Consider the following 17,881-nt stretch of genomic DNA (forward strand, 5'->3'; position numbering starts at 1 on the left):
CCGTCGGGCCCACCCTGTCTGCCCTTCTGAAGACATCCGACGACTTTTCGGCGCTTAACTGATACCGACTGGCTCCAAGCCATCGACGCCTGCTCATGCCTTTGGCGTACTGCTGGCGAATAGCCTTACCAAAGTCGTATTGCGACCCCAGCCAGCGACGTCTTCAGAGAGCCCATCATGAAAAAAACAACAAGAATTCGGACGGGGATGTACAGCGTCCTCAGCCTGTTCGTCGCCTGCCTGCTGCTGGCTTGCCTGTATGGGTGGCTCAGCGCCCGGACCAGTGCACAGCAGATCCGCGACCTGGATAGTCTGACCATGGAGCAGCTGGACAAGGTCAACAACGCCGCCACCTGGATCAGCCGCGCCAGTGCCAACTCCCATACCGCCATGCTCGATCGGGTCAATGGCGATGCGGCCAAGGCCGAAAAAGGCACGGTGCTGGCACTGGAACGCCTGAACATCGCCCGCACGCTGATCACCGAGATGCTGGCCAGCACCACCGAGCCCAAGTTGCGCGGCCAGATCGACGCCATGCTCAAGGCCTTCGATGCCTACAAGGTCATCGTGGAAAATCAGATCAAGGCCTGCCGCGCCGGTGATCTGCCGGGCTACATCCGCATTAGCGATGGCGCCAAGGACGCCAGCACCGCCTTCGCCGACACCCGCAAGGTCTTTACCGACGAGATCACCGGGCGCATCGACGCCACCCTGGCCGCCTCCGACAGCCGCGTGCTGCAGGCCGAGATCGGCACCCTGGTACTGGTCGGTCTGACCCTGCTGCTGGCGGTGCTCTCCGGCTGGTTCATCGCCCGCCGAGTGCTGGCCCCGTTGAACGAAGCCGGCGAGCACTTCGCCGCCATGAGCGAAGGCGATCTGACCCGCCGCATCGAGGTGCGCAGCCATGACGAGATCGGCCAGCTGTTCGCCGGCCTCGCCACCCTGCAACGCCGCCAGCGCGACACCCTGGCCCAGCTCAATCGCACCGCCGAGCAACTCGACGGCGCCGCCCAGGAACTGGGCCAGGTCACCGCCCAGAGCAATCGCACCCTGAACCAGCAGCAACAGGAACTGGAACAGGCCGTGACCGCGGTGACCGAGATGACCACCGCCGTGGAAGAGGTGGCACGCAATGCCGCCTCCACCTCGGATACCGCCCGCGAATCCGATCGCCTGGCCACCGGCAGTCGTGGCCAGGTGGCCCAGGTCCTCAGCGAATTGCAGAGCATGCAGACAACGGTCAACGAAAGCGAAGCCGTGATCGCCAGTCTGGCGCAGCAGGCCAACCAGATCGGCAAGGTGCTGGACGTGATCCGCGCGGTCTCCGAGCAGACCAATCTGCTGGCGCTCAACGCCGCCATCGAAGCCGCCCGTGCCGGCGATGCCGGGCGTGGCTTCGCCGTGGTGGCCGACGAGGTGCGCAGCCTGGCCCAGCGCACCCGCCAGTCGACCCTGGAGATCGAGCAGATGATCGGCAACATCCAGGCCGGCACCGGCCAGGCGGTAACCGCCATCCAGCGTAGCAACACCCTGGCCGGTACCACCCTCGAGACCACCGAGCGCACTGGCCAGAGCCTGGAGCACATCTTTGTCGCCATCGGCGATATCAACGAGCGCAACCTGGTCATTGCCAGCGCCGCCGAGGAGCAGGCCCAGGTCGCCCGCGAGGTGGATCGCAACCTGATCAACATCCGCGAACTGGCAGGCGTGTCCAAGCGCGGCGCCGACCAGATCGAGACCTCCAGTCGCCAGCTCGCCGAGCTGACCCGCGAGATCCACAGCCTGGCCGCGCGCTTCCGCGTCTAGCCCGGCGCGCCGTCGCTCCCGGGAAGAGTCATCCCGGGGCAGCGGTGGCTTTACCCATCTTTACCTTTTCTTGGCATGACGTCGCTGCCGGTACAGGCGAAAATTGGCCCCGGGCGCCCAGCGTGGCGCCGGTTTTCGCTACGGAGCTGCCTGACGTCATGACGACCTGCCCTACCCCGCGCGGCCCTCGCCTGAGGTGCCTGCTGCTGTCCGTTCTCGCCTCGCCCCTGGGCCTGCTGGTGCTGCTGACCGGCGTGCTGCAGCTGCTCGGTCCCGGCTAGTGCCGCAGCGTACGGTCACCACAGCGACCGGACGCGCCAGGGTCACAGGCGGAAGCGCGTCACCAGCCCATTGAGGTCCACGGCCAGGCGCGACAGCTCGGCGCTGGCGGCGCTGGACTGCTCGGCACCCGCCGCGGTCTGGACCGACAACTCGCGAATGTTCACCAGGTTGCGATCCACCTCGCGAGCGACCTGGGCCTGCTCTTCCGCCGCGCTGGCGATGACCAGGTTACGTTCGTTGATGCCACCGATGGCGCCATGGATGCGCTCCAGGGCATGGCCGGCACCGCGCGCCACTTCCAGAGTGGACTGGGCGCGCTCGGTGCTGCTGCGCATCGCCGCCACCGCCTGATCGGTACCCTGCTGGATGGTGCCGATGGAGGTCTCGATCTCGCGGGTCGATTCCTGGGTGCGATGGGCCAGCGCCCGCACCTCGTCGGCCACCACCGCGAAGCCACGACCGGCCTCGCCGGCGCGCGCCGCCTCGATGGCGGCGTTGAGCGCCAGCAGGTTGGTCTGTTCGGCCACGCTGCGGATCACATCCAGCACCTTGCCGATGTCGTTGACCTGGACCGCCAGATCGCCCACCAGGGTGGCGCCGTGCTGGACATCCTCGCTCATGGTGGCGATGGCGCCCACGGTTTCCTGCACCAGATCGCGGCCATCACGGGCCACACCGGCCGACTCCTGGGACGCCTGGGAGGTGTTGACGGCGTTGCGCGCCACCTCGTCCACCGCCGATGACATCTGGTTCACCGCGGTGGCGGCCTGTTCGATCTCGGCGTTCTGGCGTTGCAGACCGCGACTGGATTCATCGGTCACCGCATTGAGTTCTTCCGCTGCCGAGGCGAGCTGGGTGGCCGAGCCAAGGATGCCCTGCAGGGTCTGGCGCAGCTGGCCCTGCATGGTCTTCATGGCCTGCAACAGGCGCGCGGCCTCGTCGCGGCCTTCGCTGTGGATCTCTTCGCTGAGGTCGCCGGTGGCGATCACCTCGGCCGCCCGCACGGCCCGGGCGATGGGCTGGGTGATGCTGCGGATCAGCAGCCAGGCGAAGACCACGGTCAACCCCGCGGTGGCAGCCAGCAGCACCACCAGCCACTGGATGGCGCGACTGTAGTCGGTGGCGGACTGGGCGTTGGCGGCGGCGGTCTGCTGGTCGACCAGATCGGTGAGTTGCCTGAGCACCCCGTTGACCGCATCGGAGTTGGCCAGCAGGTCTTCGTTGAGCAGCCGGCGCAGGGGCTCCAGCTGATCGGCGGCGGAAAACGCCAGCATGCGCTGCTGCAGACCGTCGTACTGGGCGATCAACTGGCCGTAGCGACCGTAGGCGGTGCGTTCTTCGGCGGACTGGATCAAGGCCTCGTAGCGCTGCTGGGCGGCGCGCATCTGGCCGTTGCGCTGCTGGAACAAGGCCTGGGTCTTGGCGATGATTTCCGGCTCGCGATTGAGCAGCAGACGATAGGAGAGCACCCGCAGGCGCAGGGTCAGGGCGGTCAGCTCGTCGAGGGCGGCCACGCGCGGCATGGCGCGTTCTTCGATGGCCAGGCCCGAGGCGCGGATATCGTTCATCTTGACCAGGGCGGTGCCGCCGAGCAGTAGCAGGAGCAGACCGATAAAGGCGAAACCGAGCGTGGCGCGCCGCGCGATGGAGAGGTTGCGAAAGGACATGGAGAGTTTCCGTTGAGCCTGGAAAGCTCCCCTATCGACCGCTGGCGGCAGATCCTGAGGGCAATCATCGGCCTGGATCCGGACGGCCTGCAGGAGCACGCGTCGAGCAAAGCCGCCAAACCCTTGTCCTATAGGGCATTGGAGCTATTGAAAGGCTGGCGAAAGGTCTGGGCTGCGGCACTGTGCCGCAGATCACAGGCTGGATGCAAAGCGGGCGAAAGGCGAGCAATCTCCGCCAGCGGCATTGTGTTCACATTTTTGCACATCTCTCGCAAGCCACTGATCATCAAGGAAATCTGTTCGGCTATCGCGATTTACATTTTCTTCACGGGGAAAAGCGTGATCCGGCGGCGAAATGCGGGGTTCGTGTCGATAAAAGGGCTAAATGCACTGATCGTGTCGTGATAATGGCGGGATGATCTCAGTATTAGTTTGAAATATCTTCTGCGTTGTCGGTCACGAGCTATTGTTTCAGCGTGGATTAAGGTTGTGTTCACCAAGATGCGACACCGGGTGCCAGGACACCGCCCGACTATGCGATGGATTGCCGGAAAATGAAGCCACCAGAGCCCGAGATGGCCGGGGCGTATCGAAGCGATGCCAGGGGGCGTCTAGCCACTAACCAGCGCTTGCCGCTGCCATTGCGTACTTGAGAGAGGTCAGAAACAGATGAGCGACAACACGGATACCTTCGGCGCACCCGACGAGGCCCTCCTGCAGCTGGTCGATGGTTTCAAGCGTTTCCGCCAGGATGTCTTTCCCGAACAGGAAGCGCTGTTCAAGAAACTCGCCAGTGCACAGTCGCCCAAGGCCATGTTCATCACCTGCGCCGACTCGCGCATCGTCCCGGAACTGATCACCCAGAGTTCGCCAGGCGATCTGTTCGTGACCCGTAACGTCGGCAACGTGGTCCCCCCCTACGGCCAGATGAACGGCGGCGTCTCCACCGCCATCGAATACGCGGTCGTGGCCCTGGGCGTGAAGCACATCATCATCTGCGGCCACTCCGACTGCGGCGCCATGAAAGCCGTACTCAATCCCGATCCGCTGGAAAAGATGCCGACGGTAAAGGTCTGGCTGCGCCATGCCGAGGTCGCCCGTACCGTGGTCGAAGACCATAGCCATTGCGACTGCGGCCACGGCGGCACCCTGGGTTTCCTGACCGAGGAAAACGTAGTGGCCCAGCTGGTACACCTGCGCACCCACCCCTCGGTGGCTTCGCGTCTGGCCAGTGGTCAGCTGCAGATCCACGGCTGGGTCTATTCCATCGAGACCAGCGAGATCAAGGCCTACGACGCCCAGCAGGAACGCTTCCTGCCCCTGGATGGCGAAAACATGCCAGTCGCCACCCCGCGTCCGCGCCTGCAGCAGGCCTGATCCACCGCGGTCATCCGGTTCGCCGGCTGGCCGCCCGGAGACGGGTCCCTGGACCCGTCCCTATAACAGCGCACCGCGCCGGACGATCCCACCTGGGGCTCCATCGGGATCGCCCACCCTTTCCGCTAGCCGCCTAAATCCCGCACCGTGTCATATGACGTGATATGACGCGCAGGCACCTTTTTCCTAGTCGCTGGAGGACCAGGACCATGCTTGGCAATCAACAGACCCCGGGGCGCAACCTGTCGCGCGACGCCCTGGCCTCACTCGTAGTGTTTCTGGTCGCCCTGCCGCTGTGCATGGGGATCGCCATCGCCTCCGGCATGCCACCGGCCAAGGGCATCATCACCGGCATCATCGGTGGCCTGGTGGTCGGCTTTCTCGCCGGCTCGCCGCTGCAGGTCAGTGGTCCGGCCGCCGGCCTGGTGGTGCTGGTGTTCGACCTGATCAACCGGCACGGCCTCGAGGCCCTGGGCCCGGTACTGCTACTGGCCGGTCTCATGCAGCTCGTCGCCGGTCTTACCCGGCTGGGTGCCTGGTTCCGCGTCACCTCGCCAGCGGTGGTCTACGGCATGCTCGCGGGTATCGGCATCCTCATCGTGCTCTCGCAGCTGCACGTCATGCTGGACGCCAAACCAGCGGCGTCGGGCCTGTCCAATCTGCTGGCCTTCCCGGGCGCCGCCCTCACTGCGGCCGGCCAGTGGAACGGCAGTGGCAGCGGCGCCCAGGCGGCGCTGATCGGCCTGCTGACCATCGCCAGCATGTGGCTGTGGGAGAAATTCCGCCCACAGCCGCTACGCTTCCTGCCCGGCGCGCTGATCGGCGTGACCCTGGCGACCCTGGCCAGTCTTTGGCTGGCGCTGGACATCCGCCGGGTCGAAGTGCCCAACAATCTGGCCGATGCCATCGACTGGGTGACCTTCGCCGATCTTGGCATGCTGGCCAACGCCGAGCTGGTGGTAGCCGCCCTCGCCCTGGCCTTCATCGCCAGTGCCGAGACCCTGCTCTCGGCCGCCGCGGTGGACCGCATGCACAACGGGCCGCGCTCGCACTTCGACCGCGAACTGGGTGCCCAGGGCATCGGTAACCTGCTCTGCGGCGCCGTCGGAGCGCTGCCCATGACCGGCGTCATCGTGCGCAGCTCGGCCAATGTTCAGGCCGGCGCCACCAGTCGCGCCTCCACCATCTTCCACGGCCTCTGGCTGCTGGCCTTCGTCGCCGCCCTGCCCTTCGTGCTCAAGCTGGTACCGGTGGCGAGCCTGGCCGGCGTACTGGTGTTCACCGGCGTCAAGCTGGCCGATCCCAAGTCGCTGACCGGACTCAAGCGCTATGGCCGCGCGCCCATGGCCATCTATGCCCTGACCGCGCTGATGATCGTCGCCACCGATCTGCTGACCGGGGTGCTGGTGGGCTTCGGTCTGTCGATCGCCTTCCTGGCGGTCAAGGCGGCACAGCTCAAGGTCAGCCTGACCTATCGCGAAGACCAGCCGGACCAGGCCGACCTGCGCCTGGTGGGCGCCGCAACCTTCCTGCGCGTGCCCCAGCTGACCAAGGTGCTGGAGCAGGTCAAGCCGGGCACCACCCTGCACGTGCCCCTGGAACGCGTCTCCTATATCGACCACGCCTGCATGGAGCTGCTGGAAGACTGGGGCCGCACTCAGGCCAGCAATGGCATGCGCCTGGTGATCGAGCCCAAGGCACTGGAGCGGCGCCTGGAAGGTCAGGCCCCCGCCGGGCAAACGGTGATGTCGACCTAGGCGCCAGTTTGCTAGCGATGGCGGAGCCTTCTGGCCGCTCCGCCATCCGGCCGTTTTGGTAACGAAATGATGCAAAGACGCCTTGACATCAAGACGCTCCATTCGACCCGACAGTGGCTTGCCAGAGCATCTCGCTAAAATCTGGACGGCCTCGCCATTGGCCATATTGTGGACAATCTGTCCACAAACAGTGCGCAAATCAGCAGATAAAGGCCGAAGCCGGGGTCAGTCATCCTACCAACGGCTAATAGTCTGCTAATTAACTTTCGCTCTTCTCGGCTTTGCCTTATAACGCTATCTGGTTCGACTTTTGTCGCACCAACGATCTTTGTGTCGGGCCACCCTCTATCCCGGGGGTAATCGCTTTGCCAGGAAAGCCATGCGACGCCCACACGGCTAAAAATGACTCCACGAGAGGTAGCTATGCGCAAGCCTGAATTGGCGACTGTGATTGCAGAAAAAGTCGGACTTCCTAAGGAACAAGCCAACGTCGTGCTCAACACGCTGCTGGACGAGATCGCGAATGCGCTGCACCGCAAGGACAGCGTGACGCTGGTCGGCTTCGGTACCTTCCTGCCGCGTCATCGCGGTGCTCGCATGGGGAAGAATCCCCAGACCGGCGAGCCGGTCAAGATTCGTGCGAGCAACACGGTGGCGTTCAAGCCGGGCAAGGCACTGAAGGACAGCATCGAAGGCTGAGGATGAGGCGGCAGGGATGGCCGCTGCAGCCACAAGGCATCGCTCGTGCGATGCCTTTTTTGTGTCCGCGTGGCGCACGCGGAGCCGATCAGCCGATGGCGATCATCTCGAAGTCACCCTTGCCCACGCCGCAATCCGGGCACAACCAATCCTCGGGCACATCTTCCCAGCGCGTTCCGGGAGCGATGCCGTCGTCCGGCCAGCCCAGGGCTTCGTCATAGATATAGCCGCACACGATGCACTGCCATTTCCGCATGTTCTGTTATCTCTCAACCGGCTTCAGGTAGCGCGCACGCTACGCGAAAGCCTGGCAAAGGCCAACCGTGCCAGAACCCAGGCCGCTGCCGGTGGCTCTATAGCGGCTCTTGGCGACTGTCCGTCGTCCGCGTTCATCAGCTAGGCTAAGCCCATGACTTCCTCACCCTCCCCCATGCCCTGGGCCATCTATTTCGCCGTATTGGGCAGTGTCATCAGCGTGGGCCTGGCCATCGGCCTGTCGATGCCGCTGGTCTCGCTGCGCCTGGAGGGCTGGGGCTATGGCAGCTTCGCCATCGGTGTCATGGCCGCCTCGCCGGCCATTGGCATCCTGACCGGCGCCAGCCTGGCCGGGCGCCTCGCTTCACGGGTCGGCACGCCACGACTGATGCAGCTATGCCTGGTGACGGGTGCTGCCTCGCTGATTCTGCTGTCGCTACTGCCCAGCTACCCCCTGTGGCTGCTTCTGCGCCTGGCGCTCGGCGCCATCCTCACCCTGGTCTTCGTGCTGGGCGAAAGCTGGATGAACCAGGTCATCACCGATCGCTGGCGGGGTCGCCTGGTGGCCCTCTACGGCAGCAGCTACGCCCTGAGCCAACTGGCCGGTCCGCTGCTGCTGGGCGCGCTCGGTACCGAGGGTGACCAGGGCTTCTGGCTGGGCGCCCTGCTCATGCTCGGTGGCGCCACCCTGCTGCTCGGCCGCCAGGGCGCACCAGCCGCCGGCGGCCACACCGCCGCCTGGCAGGCGCTGCTGGACTTCTGCCGCGGCGCTCCGGCCATCGCCTGGGCGGTAGCGCTGTTCGCCTGCTTCGAGGCGATGATCCTTACCCTGCTGCCGGTCTATGCCCTCAACCAGGGCTTCGGCCAGCAACTGGCGCTGTACATGGTCAGCGCCGTGGTGGTGGGCGATGCTCTGCTGCAGCTGCCCCTGGGCCTGCTCGCCGACCGCCTCTCGCGCCAGGGCCTGTTCCTAGGCTGCACCCTGGGGCTGCTGGCGGTCAGCCTGGCCTTGCCACTGCTGCTGCACACCCCGGGCGTCTGGCCGCTGCTGGTGTTGTTCGGCGCCACCGCCGGCGGCCTCTTCACCCTGGCACTGATCCTGGTGGGCGAGCGCTACCGTGACGCCGAGCTGGTCAGCGCCAATGCCTGCATCGCCCAACTCTGGGGCCTCGGCTGCCTGGTCGGTCCGCTGGTCACCGGCGCCGCCAGCCAATGGCTCACCGGCCATGCCCTGCCGCTGCTGATGGCGGCCGGCGCCGCGGTATTGCTGGTGATCGTTGGGCGCCGAGGCAGTGCACCGGCGACGGTCACCGAGGCGACCTGAGCAGCCCATGAAAAACGCCGGCACTGGGCCGGCGTTTTTCATTTCAAACCACGATCAGAACGCGGGCACCACGGCACCCTTGTACTTCTCTTCGATGAACTGCTTCACCGCCGGGGTGTTCAGCGCCTTGGCCAGCTTCTGCACGGCGTCGCTGTCCTTGTTGTCCGGACGGGCGACCAGGATATTGGCGTAGGGCGATTCCTTGCCTTCCAGCAGCAGGGCGTCCTGGGTCGGGTTGAGCTTGGCTTCCAGGGCGTAGTTGGTGTTGATCAGCGCCAGGTCGACCTGATTCAGCACGCGCGGCAGGGTCGCGGCTTCCAGCTCCTTGAACTTGAGCTTCTTGGGATTCTCGGCGATGTCCTTGGGCGTGGCGAGGATGTTGGCGCTGTCCTTGAGCGTGATCAACCCGGCCTTCTCCAGCAGCAGCAGGGCGCGACCGCCGTTGGTGGCGTCGCTGGGGATGGCCACGACGGCGCCTTCGCGGACTTCGTCGAGCTTCTTGATCTTCTGCGAGTAGATGCCGAAAGGCTCGACGTGCACCTGGGCGACGGTCACCAGGTCGGTGCCACGGCTCTTGTTGAATTCATCCAGGTAGGGCTGGTGCTGGAAGAAATTGGCGTCCAGACGCTTCTGGGCCACCTGCAGGTTGGGCTGCACATAGTCGGTGAAGACCTTGATCTGCAGGTCCACCCCTTCCTTGGCCAGCTGGGGTTTGACGAATTCGAGGATCTCCGCGTGAGGCACCGGGGTGGCGGCGACGCTGAGGGTCTCGGCGGCGTGGGCGGTCAGGCTGGCGGCCAGCAGGGCGGCGGTGGCGAGCAGTTTCTTCATGGCAGTTTCCTAAGGCGGGGTGGAACCGCCGGTGCCTCTGGGGGCGCCGGCGGCAGCTGGAGCGAGGTTCTTAGAACGCGGGCACGACGGCGCCCTGGTACTTCTTCTCGATGAATTGCTTCACCTCGGGAGTGGTCAAGGCCTTGGCCAGCTTCTGGATGGCCGGGTCATTGGCCTTGTCGGCGCGGGTATAGAGCAGGTTGGCATAGGGCGACTCGCCGCTCTCGATGAAGAGGGCGTCCTTGGTCGGCACCAGCTTGGCTTCCAGGGCGTAGTTGGCGTTGATCAGCGCCAGGTCGACCTGGTTCAGCACCCGCGGCAGGGTCGCGGCTTCCAGCTCCTTGAACTCCAGGTGCTTGGGATTCTCGACGACGTCACGCGGGGTGGCGGTGACGTTGCTCGGATCCTTGAGGGTGATCAGGCCCTGCTTGGCGATCAGCAGGAGCGCACGACCGGAGTTGCTCGGATCGTTGGGGATGGCCACGGTGGCGCCGTCCTTGAGCTCCTTGATGTCCTTGATCTTCTGCGAGTAGGCACCAAAGGGCTCGACGTGCACCGCCACCACCGGCACCTGGTCGCTGCTCGGGTTGCTCTTCTGGTAGCTGGCGTAATAGGGCTTGGTCTGGAAGTAGTTGGCATCCACCTGCTTCTGATCGGTCTGGCGATCGGGCTGGATGTAGTCGGTGAAGACCTTGATCTTCAGGTCCACGCCTTCCTTGGCCAGCTGCGGCTTGATGAATTCCAGGATCTCCGCATGGGGAACCGGATTGACCGCGACGGTCAGGGTCTCGGCGGCCTGGGCGGCGGTGGCAACACCTAGGCCGAAGGCCAGGGACAGCAGGGTACGTTTCAGCGACATCTGGGATTTTCCTTGTGCAAAACCTTCGAGTGGATGAAGCCTGAATCAACGACGACTGAAATGGGCGACGAGCCGATCGCCGACCATCTGCAGTACCTGGACCAGCACCAGCAGCAAGAGCACCGTGACCACCATGACGTCGGTCTGGAAGCGCTGGTAGCCGAAACGAATGGCCAGATCGCCGAGGCCGCCGCCGCCGATCACCCCGGCCATGGCGGTGTAGGACACCAGAGCGATGGCGGTGACGGTGGTGGCCGCGATCAGCCCGGGCAGGGCCTCGGGCAACAGGGTGCGGGTGACGATCTGCCAGAGACTGGCGCCCATGGCCTGGGTCGCCTCGATGATGCCGCGGTCGACCTCGCGCAGGGCGGTTTCCACCAGCCGGGCGAAGAAGGGCGCGGCGCCCACCACCAGCGGCGGGATGGCGCCCTCGACGCCCAGCGAGGTGCCGATCAGCCAGACCGTGATGGGGATCATCAGGATCAGCAGGATGATGAAGGGCACCGAGCGCAGCACATTGACCACGAAGGAGAGGATGCCGTAGACCAGCGGCTGCTCCAGCAACTGGCGGCGGCTGGTGAGAAACAGCAGCACGCCCAGCGGCAGGCCGAGGATCAGGGTGAAGAGCATGGACCAGCCGAGCATGGCCAGGGTGTCCTGGGTCGCCTGCCAGATCTCGGCCCAGTCGATGTTGCTGAAGAGTTCGTCCATCAGCGCAGGACCTCCACGGTGACGTCGGCGGCCTGGAAGCGAGCCAGGGCGGCGTCCAGGTCACCGCCCACCAGGGCGATGGTGAGCTGGCCATAGGGCTCGTCCCGGATGCGGTCGATGCGCCCGCCGAGAATGCTGTAGTCCACACCGGTCTCCCGGGCGACGTGGCCCAGCAGCGGTGCATAGGTGGCTTCGCCGCGGAAGGTCAGCCGCAGGATGCGGCCTTCGACATGGGCATAGGCGTCGGCCAGTTCGGTCTCGTCCTGATGCTCGGCTTCGAACACGAAGCGGCGGGTGGTGGGGTGCTGCGGATGCAGGAAGACATCGGCCACGGTGCCCTGCTCCACCACGGCGCCGCCGTCGAGCACGGCGACGCGGTCGCAGACGCGGCGGATCACGTCCATCTCGTGGGTGATCAACACGATGGTCAGGCCCAGTTCGCGATTGAGCTCGGCCAGCAGTTGCAGCACCTGGGCGGTGGTCTGGGGATCGAGGGCGCTGGTGGCCTCGTCGCAGAGCAGGATCTTCGGCTCGGTGGCCAGGGCGCGGGCGATGCCGACGCGCTGCTTCTGGCCGCCGGACAGTTGCGCCGGGTACTTGCGCGCCTGGTCGGACAGCCCGACCCGCGCCAGCAGCTCCTCGACCCGCTGGGCGATCTGCGCCCGCGAACGGCCGCCGGCTAGTTCCAGCGGCATGGCCACGTTGGCCGCCACGGTCTTGGACGAGAGCAGGTTGAAGTGCTGGAAGATCATGCCGATGCCGCGGCGGAAATCGCGCAGCTCGGTCGCGCCCAGGGTGGTGACCTCGGCGCCATCGACCTGCAGGCGACCGCCACTGGGGGCTTCGAGGCGGTTGATCAGGCGCAGCAGGGTGCTCTTGCCAGCCCCCGAATGGCCGATCAGGCCGAAGATCTCGCCGGCTTCGATCCTCAGGTCGACCGGCTGGAGCGCCGCGACCTCGCGACCGCGCGTGCGGTACGTCTTGTGGACAGCGTGGAATTCGATCAATGGAAAAACCTTGTGGGTAACGTCAGACAACAGGATGGTGATCCAGCCGCGCAGTTTAACGTGCGCGCTTATATCTGCTTAGCACTTGTTGTCGGGTATTACGCCAATAAAGGCATATGGCCAGCCCAGACAATGACCAAGCGCCAGGCGCACAGCCCGTCGCTTCGCATCAGCCAAACGGAACACCGGCTCTGGACCGCGAGTCACTAGAGGACTGCCTGAATTCGCCCCACATTCCGTAGGGGACGCAAAGAGCGCCCTACAGGCGCCTGATGAGGACTTTCCATGGCTACGCCCCCCAAGAGTGAACTCGCTGGTACCGATACCCTGGATCGCCAGAACACCTCGAAGAAACTCGAGCAGCTGGAGCAGTTCCGCTCCGATGCCACCGGCCAGGCACTGCGCACCAACCACGGCGTGAAGATCGCCGACAACCAGAATTCGCTGCGCGCCGGCACCCGCGGACCCTCCCTGCTCGAAGACTTCATCATGCGGGAGAAGATCACCCACTTCGACCACGAGCGCATCCCGGAGCGCATCGTCCATGCCCGCGGCACCGGCGCCTATGGCTACTTCCAGCCCTACCAGGACTGGTCCGACCTGACCAAGGCCGCCCTCTTCCGCGACCCCAACCACCAGACCCCGGTGTTCGTGCGCTTCTCCACCGTGCAGGGCCCGCGTGGCTCGGGCGATACCGTGCGCGACGTGCGCGGCTTCGCCATCAAGTTCTACACCGAGGAAGGCAACTGGGACATGGTCGGCAACAACATGCCGGTCTTCTTCATCCAGGACGCCATCAAGTTTCCCGACTTCGTCCATGCGGTGAAGCCCGAGCCGCACAACGAGATCCCCACGGGCGGCAGCGCCCACGACACCTTCTGGGACTTCGTCTCCCTGGTGCCCGAGTCGGCGCACATGGTGCTCTGGACCATGACCGACCGTGCCATCCCGGTGAACCTGCGCAGCATGCAGGGCTTTGGCATCCACACCTTCCGCATGATCAATACCGCCGGCAAGGGCGTCTTCGTCAAGATCCACCTGAAACCCGCCGGTGGCGTGCGTTCCCTGGTGTGGGACGAAGCCCAGAAGCTGGCGGGCAAGGACACCGATGCCCACCGCCGCGACCTCTGGGAAGCCATCGAGGCCGGTGACTATCCCGAGTGGGAATTCGGCGTGCAGATCATCCCCGAGGAAGACGAGCACAAGTTCGACTGGGACATCCTCGACGCCACCAAGATCATTCCCGAGGAGCTGGTACCCATCACGCCCCTGGGCAAGCTGGTGCTCAACCGCAACCCGGACAACTACTTCGCCGAAACCGAGCAGGTGGCCTTCTGCCCCGGCCACATCGTGCCCGGCATCGACTTCAGCAATGACCCCCTGCTGCAGGGTCGGCTGTTCTCCTACACCGACACTCAGATCAGCCGCCTCGGTGGGCCGAACTTCCATGAACTGCCGGTCAACCGCCCGGTGGTGCCGAACCACAATGGCCAGCGTGACGCCAAGTACCGCATGACCATCGACAAGGGCCGTGCCTCCTACGAGCCCAACTCCATCGACGGTGGCTGGCCCAAGGAAACGCCGCCAGCACCCCAGGATGGCGGCTTCGAGAGCTATTACGAGCGCATCGACGGTTACAAGGTGCGCGAGCGCAGCGAGTCCTTCGGCGACCACTTCTCCCAGGCCACGTTGTTCTACAACAGCCTGTCGGAAGCCGAGCAGGCCCACGTCGCCGATGCCTACAGCTTCGAGCTGGGCAAGGTCGAGCGCATGTGGATCCGTGAGCGTCAGGTCAACGAGATCCTCGCCAACATCGATCTGGACCTGGCGCAGAAGGTCGCCAAGAAGATCGGCGTGACGCCGCCCACCGCACCCACCGTGCAACCGCGCCAGATCTCCATCGACAAGTCGCCGGCGCTGAGCCAGCTCAACCTGCTGTCCGGCAACATCAAGGGCTTCAAGGTGGCGGTACTGGTGGGTGACGGCGTCATCGCCAGTGAAGTGGACGCCATCAAGCAGGCACTCAAGGCCGAAGGCGCCCATGTGAAGGTGCTCGGCCCCACCGCCGGCCCGGTCAAGGCCGCCGATGGCAGTGAAGTGGCCGTGGACGGCTCGGCCGAGGGCATGCCTTCGGTAGCCCTGGACGCAGTCTATGTGCCGGGCGGCGCCGAGAGCGTCAAGGCCATGCTCGACGACGGCGTGATCAAGCACTACCTGCTGGAAGCCTACAAGCACCTCAAGGCCATCGCCCTCACCGGCGAAGCCGAGCAGCTGCTCAAGGCGGTCTACCTGAGCCCCGACGAGGCACTGCTCACCGGCGGTGACTTCAAGGCGGTGCAGCAGGATTTCTTCGCCGCCATCGCCAAGCACCGTTGCTGGGCGCGGATGCCGAAGATCAAGTCCATCCCGGCCTGATTCAGGCAGGCATGAAAAAGCCGACCGTCGCGAGACGGTCGGCTTTTTTCTTTTGGGGCTATCGCGATCGTTGCCCGTTTAGGCCATCGCGGCCATGGGCCGCTCCTACAGAAGATTGATGCTGCTGTAGGAGCGGTCGTTACGGCGCACCGGCACGGCTGCAATGCCTCCCTACCTTCGTAGGTTGGGTTGAGACGGCTCCATCGTCGAAGCCCAACAAGGCGGGGCTGACAGCATGCTCCGTTGTTGGGCTTCGCTGTGCTCAGCCCAATCTACGGGTCCTGCGCGGGATCAGCCCAGCACCAACACCCCGTCCATTTCCACCTGGGAGCCCTTGGGCAACGCGGCCACGCCGATGGCGGCGCGGGCGGGATACGGCTGCTGGAAGTAGCGACCCATGATCTCGTTGACGGTGGCGAAGTGCGAAAGGTCGATCAGGAAGATGTTCAGCTTGACGATGTCGGCCAGCGAACCACCGGCGGCCTCAGCCACGGACTTGAGGTTCTCGAACACCTGGACCACCTGGGCCTCGAAGCCGTCTACCAGTTCCATGCTGGTGGGATTGAGCGGGATCTGTCCGGAGAGATAGACGGTGTCACCGACCTTGATCGCCTGGGAATAGGTACCAATGGCGGCAGGCGCCTTGTCGGTGTGGATCACTTGCTTGCTCATGGGTCGCTCCTGTGCGGGAAAGGCTCGATTCTGCAAGCCCGTGGCGACCCACTGCAACCTCAGCTACGAACCCGAGTGATACCAGCCACGCCCTTGAGCGTCCGCAGCTTCTTGATCACCCGCGCCAGATGGACACGGTCGCGCACGCTGACCACCAGCTGAACCACGCTGACTCGGCCGTCGCGCTCATTCATGCCGATCTTCTCGACGTTGGCGTCCGCGGCGGTGACGTTGTTGGCCAGCATGGCGATCAGGCCGCGCTGGTGCTCCAGCTGGACGCGCAACTCGACGCTGAATTCGCCAGTGACGTCCTTGGCCCAGTTAAGCACGATGCATTTTTCGCTGTTGTGGCGGAATTCGGCGATGTTCCTACAGTTTTCCAGGTGGATCACCATGCCCTTGCCTGCCGAGAGGTGGCCGACGATGGGGTCGCCCGGAATCGGCGTGCAGCACTTGGCGTAGCTGATCACCAGGCCTTCGGTGCCACGGATGGCCAGCGGCCCCTGGGGCGTGGTACTGGCCTGGGGTTCCAGCGGCTCTTCCTGCTCGCTGCCGGATACCAGGCGCCGCGCCACCACATAGGCCATGCGATTGCCCAGGCCGATCTCTTCGAGCAGGTCTTCCAGCACCACGCCCTTGTATTCGCCGAGCACCGAGAGGATGCGCATCGGCGAGATCTTCGACAGCTGGGTGCCGAAGCCGGACAGCGCCTTGTTCAGCAGCCGCTCGCCGAGACTGATGGACTCGGAGCGACGCTGCTGCTTGAGCGCATGGCGGATATTGGTGCGCGCCTTGCCGGTGACCACGAAGTTGAGCCAGGCCGGATTGGGCCGGGCACCGGGAGCGGTGACGATCTCCACCGTCTCGCCACTGCCCAGCGGCTGCGACAGCGGCGCCAGGCGACGATTGATGCGGCAGGCGATGCAGCTGTTGCCCACGTCGGTGTGCACCGCATAGGCGAAGTCCACGGCCGTGGAGCCCTTGGGCAGCTCCATGATGCGACCCTTGGGGGTGAAGACGTAGACCTCGTCGGGGAAGAGGTCGATCTTCACGTTCTCGATGAATTCCAGGGAGTTGCCCGCGCGTTGCTGCAACTCGAGGATGCCCTTCACCCACTGGCGCGCGCGCAGGTGGCTGGCGCGCGGCTCGTCACCCCCGGCCTTGTACAGGCCATGGGCGGCGATGCCGTTGTTGGCCATCTCTTCCATCTCGCGAGTGCGGATCTGGATCTCGATGGGCACGCCGTGCATGCCGAACAGGGTGGTGTGCAGGGACTGGTAGCCGTTGGCCTTGGGGATGGCGATGTAGTCCTTGAAGCGCCCCGGGAACGGCTTGTAGAGATTGTGCACCGCGCCGAGCACCCGATAGCAGGTGTCGACCTTGTCGACGATGATGCGGAAGCCATAGACGTCCATGATCTCGTTGAACGACTTCCGCTTGCCGCGCATCTTCTGGTAGATGCTGTGCAGGTGCTTTTCACGGCCGACCACCTCGCCGTCCAGGCCGTCGCGAGCCAGGCAGTTGGCCAGGGATTCCTGGATCTTGCCGAGGATCTCGCGGCGATTGCCGCGCGCGGTCTTGACCGCCCGCTGGATGCGTTCGGCACGCATCGGGTGCATGGCGCGAAAACCGAGGTCCTCGAATTCCACGTAGAAATCGTGCATGCCCAGCCGGTTGGCGATGGGCGCGTAGATTTCCAGGGTTTCCTTGGCGATGCGCCGGCTCTTGTCCGGCGGCATGGCATCCAGGGTGCGCATGTTGTGCAGCCGGTCGGCCAGCTTGACCAGGATGACGCGGATGTCCTTGGACATCGCCATGGTCATCTTCTGGAAGTTCTCCGCCTGGGCCTCGGCCTTGGTCTCGAACTTCATCTGGGTCAGTTTGCTGACCCCGTCCACCAGCTCCGCCACCGTCTCGCCGAACTGGCCGGCGAGGGCTTCCTTGGCGATGCCGGTGTCCTCGATCACGTCGTGCAGCATGGCCGCCATCAGGCTCTGATGGTCCATGTGCATGTCGGCGAGGATGTTGGCGACGGCCAGCGGATGGGTGACATAGGGCTCGCCGCTGCGGCGGCGCTGCCCGTCGTGAGCCTGCTCGGCGTAGTAGTAGGCCCGCCGGACCAGATTGACCTGGTCGGGGGTCAGGTAGTCCGCCAGACGCTCGGCCAGCAAATCGATGCCGGTCGGGCGGACGTCACCATAGGCAGGCTCGGCGGCCAT

At 65.0% G+C, this 17,881-nt stretch carries 16 protein-coding genes and 1 pseudogene; 8 read left to right on the forward strand and 9 right to left on the reverse strand.

Features of this window, described 5'->3' with window-relative positions:
* The first annotated feature begins 207 nt into the window (after positions 1–207).
* Both V6W80_RS22860 and V6W80_RS22865 read left to right on the forward strand, forming a co-directional pair.
* Complete coding sequence (locus V6W80_RS22860) at positions 208–1,806, forward strand: methyl-accepting chemotaxis protein (protein ID WP_017639314.1); 1,599 nt, start codon at positions 208–210, stop codon at positions 1,804–1,806.
* A gap of 158 nt (positions 1,807–1,964) precedes the next feature.
* Positions 1,965–2,087, forward strand: coding sequence for a hypothetical protein (locus tag V6W80_RS22865; protein WP_256562921.1), 123 nt, complete (start codon positions 1,965–1,967; stop codon positions 2,085–2,087).
* Positions 2,088–2,129: 42 nt separating this feature from the next.
* On the opposite strand, the gene V6W80_RS24195 is transcribed toward V6W80_RS22865, so the two are convergent.
* Both V6W80_RS24195 and V6W80_RS24200 read right to left on the reverse strand, forming a co-directional pair.
* A complete protein-coding gene (locus tag V6W80_RS24195) occupies positions 2,130–3,002 on the reverse strand; it encodes a methyl-accepting chemotaxis protein (RefSeq protein ID WP_372237651.1) in 873 nt (290 codons plus the stop codon).
* A gap of 30 nt (positions 3,003–3,032) precedes the next feature.
* Positions 3,033–3,755: pseudogene (locus V6W80_RS24200) on the reverse strand (MCP four helix bundle domain-containing protein); the annotation flags it as partial.
* 12 nt (positions 3,756–3,767) lie between these two features.
* Between V6W80_RS24200 and V6W80_RS22875 the strand changes: the two are divergent.
* From V6W80_RS22875 to V6W80_RS22890, 4 genes are all read left to right on the forward strand, one after another.
* Positions 3,768–4,160 (forward strand): hypothetical protein, encoded by a 393-nt coding sequence (locus V6W80_RS22875; RefSeq protein WP_338545442.1) that lies wholly within the window; start codon positions 3,768–3,770, stop codon positions 4,158–4,160.
* A gap of 264 nt (positions 4,161–4,424) precedes the next feature.
* Positions 4,425–5,132, forward strand: coding sequence for a carbonic anhydrase (locus V6W80_RS22880; protein ID WP_017639311.1), 708 nt, complete (start codon positions 4,425–4,427; stop codon positions 5,130–5,132).
* 209 nt (positions 5,133–5,341) lie between these two features.
* Positions 5,342–6,889 (forward strand): SulP family inorganic anion transporter, encoded by a 1,548-nt coding sequence (locus V6W80_RS22885; RefSeq protein WP_338545443.1) that lies wholly within the window; start codon positions 5,342–5,344, stop codon positions 6,887–6,889.
* 423 nt (positions 6,890–7,312) lie between these two features.
* A complete protein-coding gene (locus V6W80_RS22890) occupies positions 7,313–7,588 on the forward strand; it encodes an HU family DNA-binding protein (RefSeq protein WP_017639309.1) in 276 nt (91 codons plus the stop codon).
* A gap of 88 nt (positions 7,589–7,676) precedes the next feature.
* Here V6W80_RS22890 and V6W80_RS22895 read toward each other — a convergent pair whose 3' ends face one another.
* Positions 7,677–7,844: a rubredoxin gene (locus V6W80_RS22895; protein WP_007161456.1), complete on the reverse strand. Its 168-nt coding sequence runs from the start codon at positions 7,842–7,844 to the stop codon at positions 7,677–7,679.
* Positions 7,845–8,018: 174 nt separating this feature from the next.
* On the opposite strand from V6W80_RS22895, the gene V6W80_RS22900 reads away from it, so the two are divergent.
* Complete coding sequence (locus V6W80_RS22900) at positions 8,019–9,167, forward strand: MFS transporter (protein ID WP_338547496.1); 1,149 nt, start codon at positions 8,019–8,021, stop codon at positions 9,165–9,167.
* A gap of 54 nt (positions 9,168–9,221) precedes the next feature.
* Here V6W80_RS22900 and V6W80_RS22905 read toward each other — a convergent pair whose 3' ends face one another.
* The 4 genes from V6W80_RS22905 to V6W80_RS22920 form a co-directional block, all read right to left on the reverse strand.
* Positions 9,222–9,998, reverse strand: a complete 777-nt coding sequence (locus V6W80_RS22905; RefSeq protein ID WP_160922077.1) for a MetQ/NlpA family ABC transporter substrate-binding protein — start codon at positions 9,996–9,998, stop codon at positions 9,222–9,224.
* A 70-nt stretch (positions 9,999–10,068) separates the two neighbouring features.
* Complete coding sequence (locus V6W80_RS22910) at positions 10,069–10,851, reverse strand: MetQ/NlpA family ABC transporter substrate-binding protein (protein ID WP_430707827.1); 783 nt, start codon at positions 10,849–10,851, stop codon at positions 10,069–10,071.
* Between the two features lie 51 nt (positions 10,852–10,902).
* The gene (locus tag V6W80_RS22915; protein WP_017639302.1) at positions 10,903–11,568 is read right to left on the reverse strand and encodes a methionine ABC transporter permease; all 666 of its coding nucleotides are present in this window, start codon (positions 11,566–11,568) and stop codon (positions 10,903–10,905) included.
* A complete protein-coding gene (locus V6W80_RS22920) occupies positions 11,568–12,575 on the reverse strand; it encodes a methionine ABC transporter ATP-binding protein (RefSeq protein WP_338545445.1) in 1,008 nt (335 codons plus the stop codon). The genes V6W80_RS22915 and V6W80_RS22920 overlap by 1 nt, the downstream gene beginning before the upstream one ends.
* Before the next feature lie 285 nt (positions 12,576–12,860).
* Here V6W80_RS22920 and katE point away from each other — a divergent pair, with 285 nt between their 5' ends.
* Positions 12,861–14,990, forward strand: a complete 2,130-nt coding sequence (katE, locus tag V6W80_RS22925; protein ID WP_338545446.1) for a catalase HPII — start codon at positions 12,861–12,863, stop codon at positions 14,988–14,990.
* Positions 14,991–15,281: 291 nt separating this feature from the next.
* Here the strand turns inward: katE and V6W80_RS22930 are convergent, their stop codons facing one another.
* Both V6W80_RS22930 and spoT read right to left on the reverse strand, forming a co-directional pair.
* On the reverse strand, positions 15,282–15,662 hold the full coding sequence (locus V6W80_RS22930) for a RidA family protein (RefSeq protein ID WP_064307739.1): 381 nt from the start codon (positions 15,660–15,662) through the stop codon (positions 15,282–15,284).
* 59 nt (positions 15,663–15,721) lie between these two features.
* On the reverse strand, positions 15,722–17,881 hold the full coding sequence (gene spoT / locus V6W80_RS22935; protein ID WP_017639298.1) for a bifunctional GTP diphosphokinase/guanosine-3',5'-bis pyrophosphate 3'-pyrophosphohydrolase: 2,160 nt from the start codon (positions 17,879–17,881) through the stop codon (positions 15,722–15,724).

Origin of the sequence: Pseudomonas benzopyrenica (assembly GCF_036884265.1) — a bacterium.
GTDB lineage: Bacteria > Pseudomonadota > Gammaproteobacteria > Pseudomonadales > Pseudomonadaceae > Chryseomonas > Chryseomonas benzopyrenica.

Excerpts from the sequence above, each read along its gene's own strand:
- V6W80_RS22860 (WP_017639314.1), top strand. The coding sequence starts at position 208 with ATGTACAGCGTCCTCAGCCTGTTCGTCGCCTGCCTGCTGCTGGCTTGC.
- V6W80_RS22865 (WP_256562921.1), top strand. The coding sequence starts at position 1,965 with ATGACGACCTGCCCTACCCCGCGCGGCCCTCGCCTGAGGTGCCTGCTG.
- V6W80_RS24195 (WP_372237651.1), bottom strand. The coding sequence starts at position 3,002 with ATGAAGACCATGCAGGGCCAGCTGCGCCAGACCCTGCAGGGCATCCTT.
- V6W80_RS22880 (WP_017639311.1), top strand. The coding sequence starts at position 4,425 with ATGAGCGACAACACGGATACCTTCGGCGCACCCGACGAGGCCCTCCTG.
- V6W80_RS22885 (WP_338545443.1), top strand. The coding sequence starts at position 5,342 with ATGCTTGGCAATCAACAGACCCCGGGGCGCAACCTGTCGCGCGACGCC.
- V6W80_RS22890 (WP_017639309.1), top strand. The coding sequence starts at position 7,313 with ATGCGCAAGCCTGAATTGGCGACTGTGATTGCAGAAAAAGTCGGACTT.
- V6W80_RS22895 (WP_007161456.1), bottom strand. The coding sequence starts at position 7,844 with ATGCGGAAATGGCAGTGCATCGTGTGCGGCTATATCTATGACGAAGCC.
- V6W80_RS22900 (WP_338547496.1), top strand. The coding sequence starts at position 8,019 with ATGCCCTGGGCCATCTATTTCGCCGTATTGGGCAGTGTCATCAGCGTG.
- V6W80_RS22905 (WP_160922077.1), bottom strand. The coding sequence starts at position 9,998 with ATGAAGAAACTGCTCGCCACCGCCGCCCTGCTGGCCGCCAGCCTGACC.
- V6W80_RS22915 (WP_017639302.1), bottom strand. The coding sequence starts at position 11,568 with ATGGACGAACTCTTCAGCAACATCGACTGGGCCGAGATCTGGCAGGCG.
- katE (WP_338545446.1), top strand. The coding sequence starts at position 12,861 with ATGGCTACGCCCCCCAAGAGTGAACTCGCTGGTACCGATACCCTGGAT.
- V6W80_RS22930 (WP_064307739.1), bottom strand. The coding sequence starts at position 15,662 with ATGAGCAAGCAAGTGATCCACACCGACAAGGCGCCTGCCGCCATTGGT.
- spoT (WP_017639298.1), bottom strand. The coding sequence starts at position 17,881 with ATGGCCGCCGAGCCTGCCTATGGTGACGTCCGCCCGACCGGCATCGAT.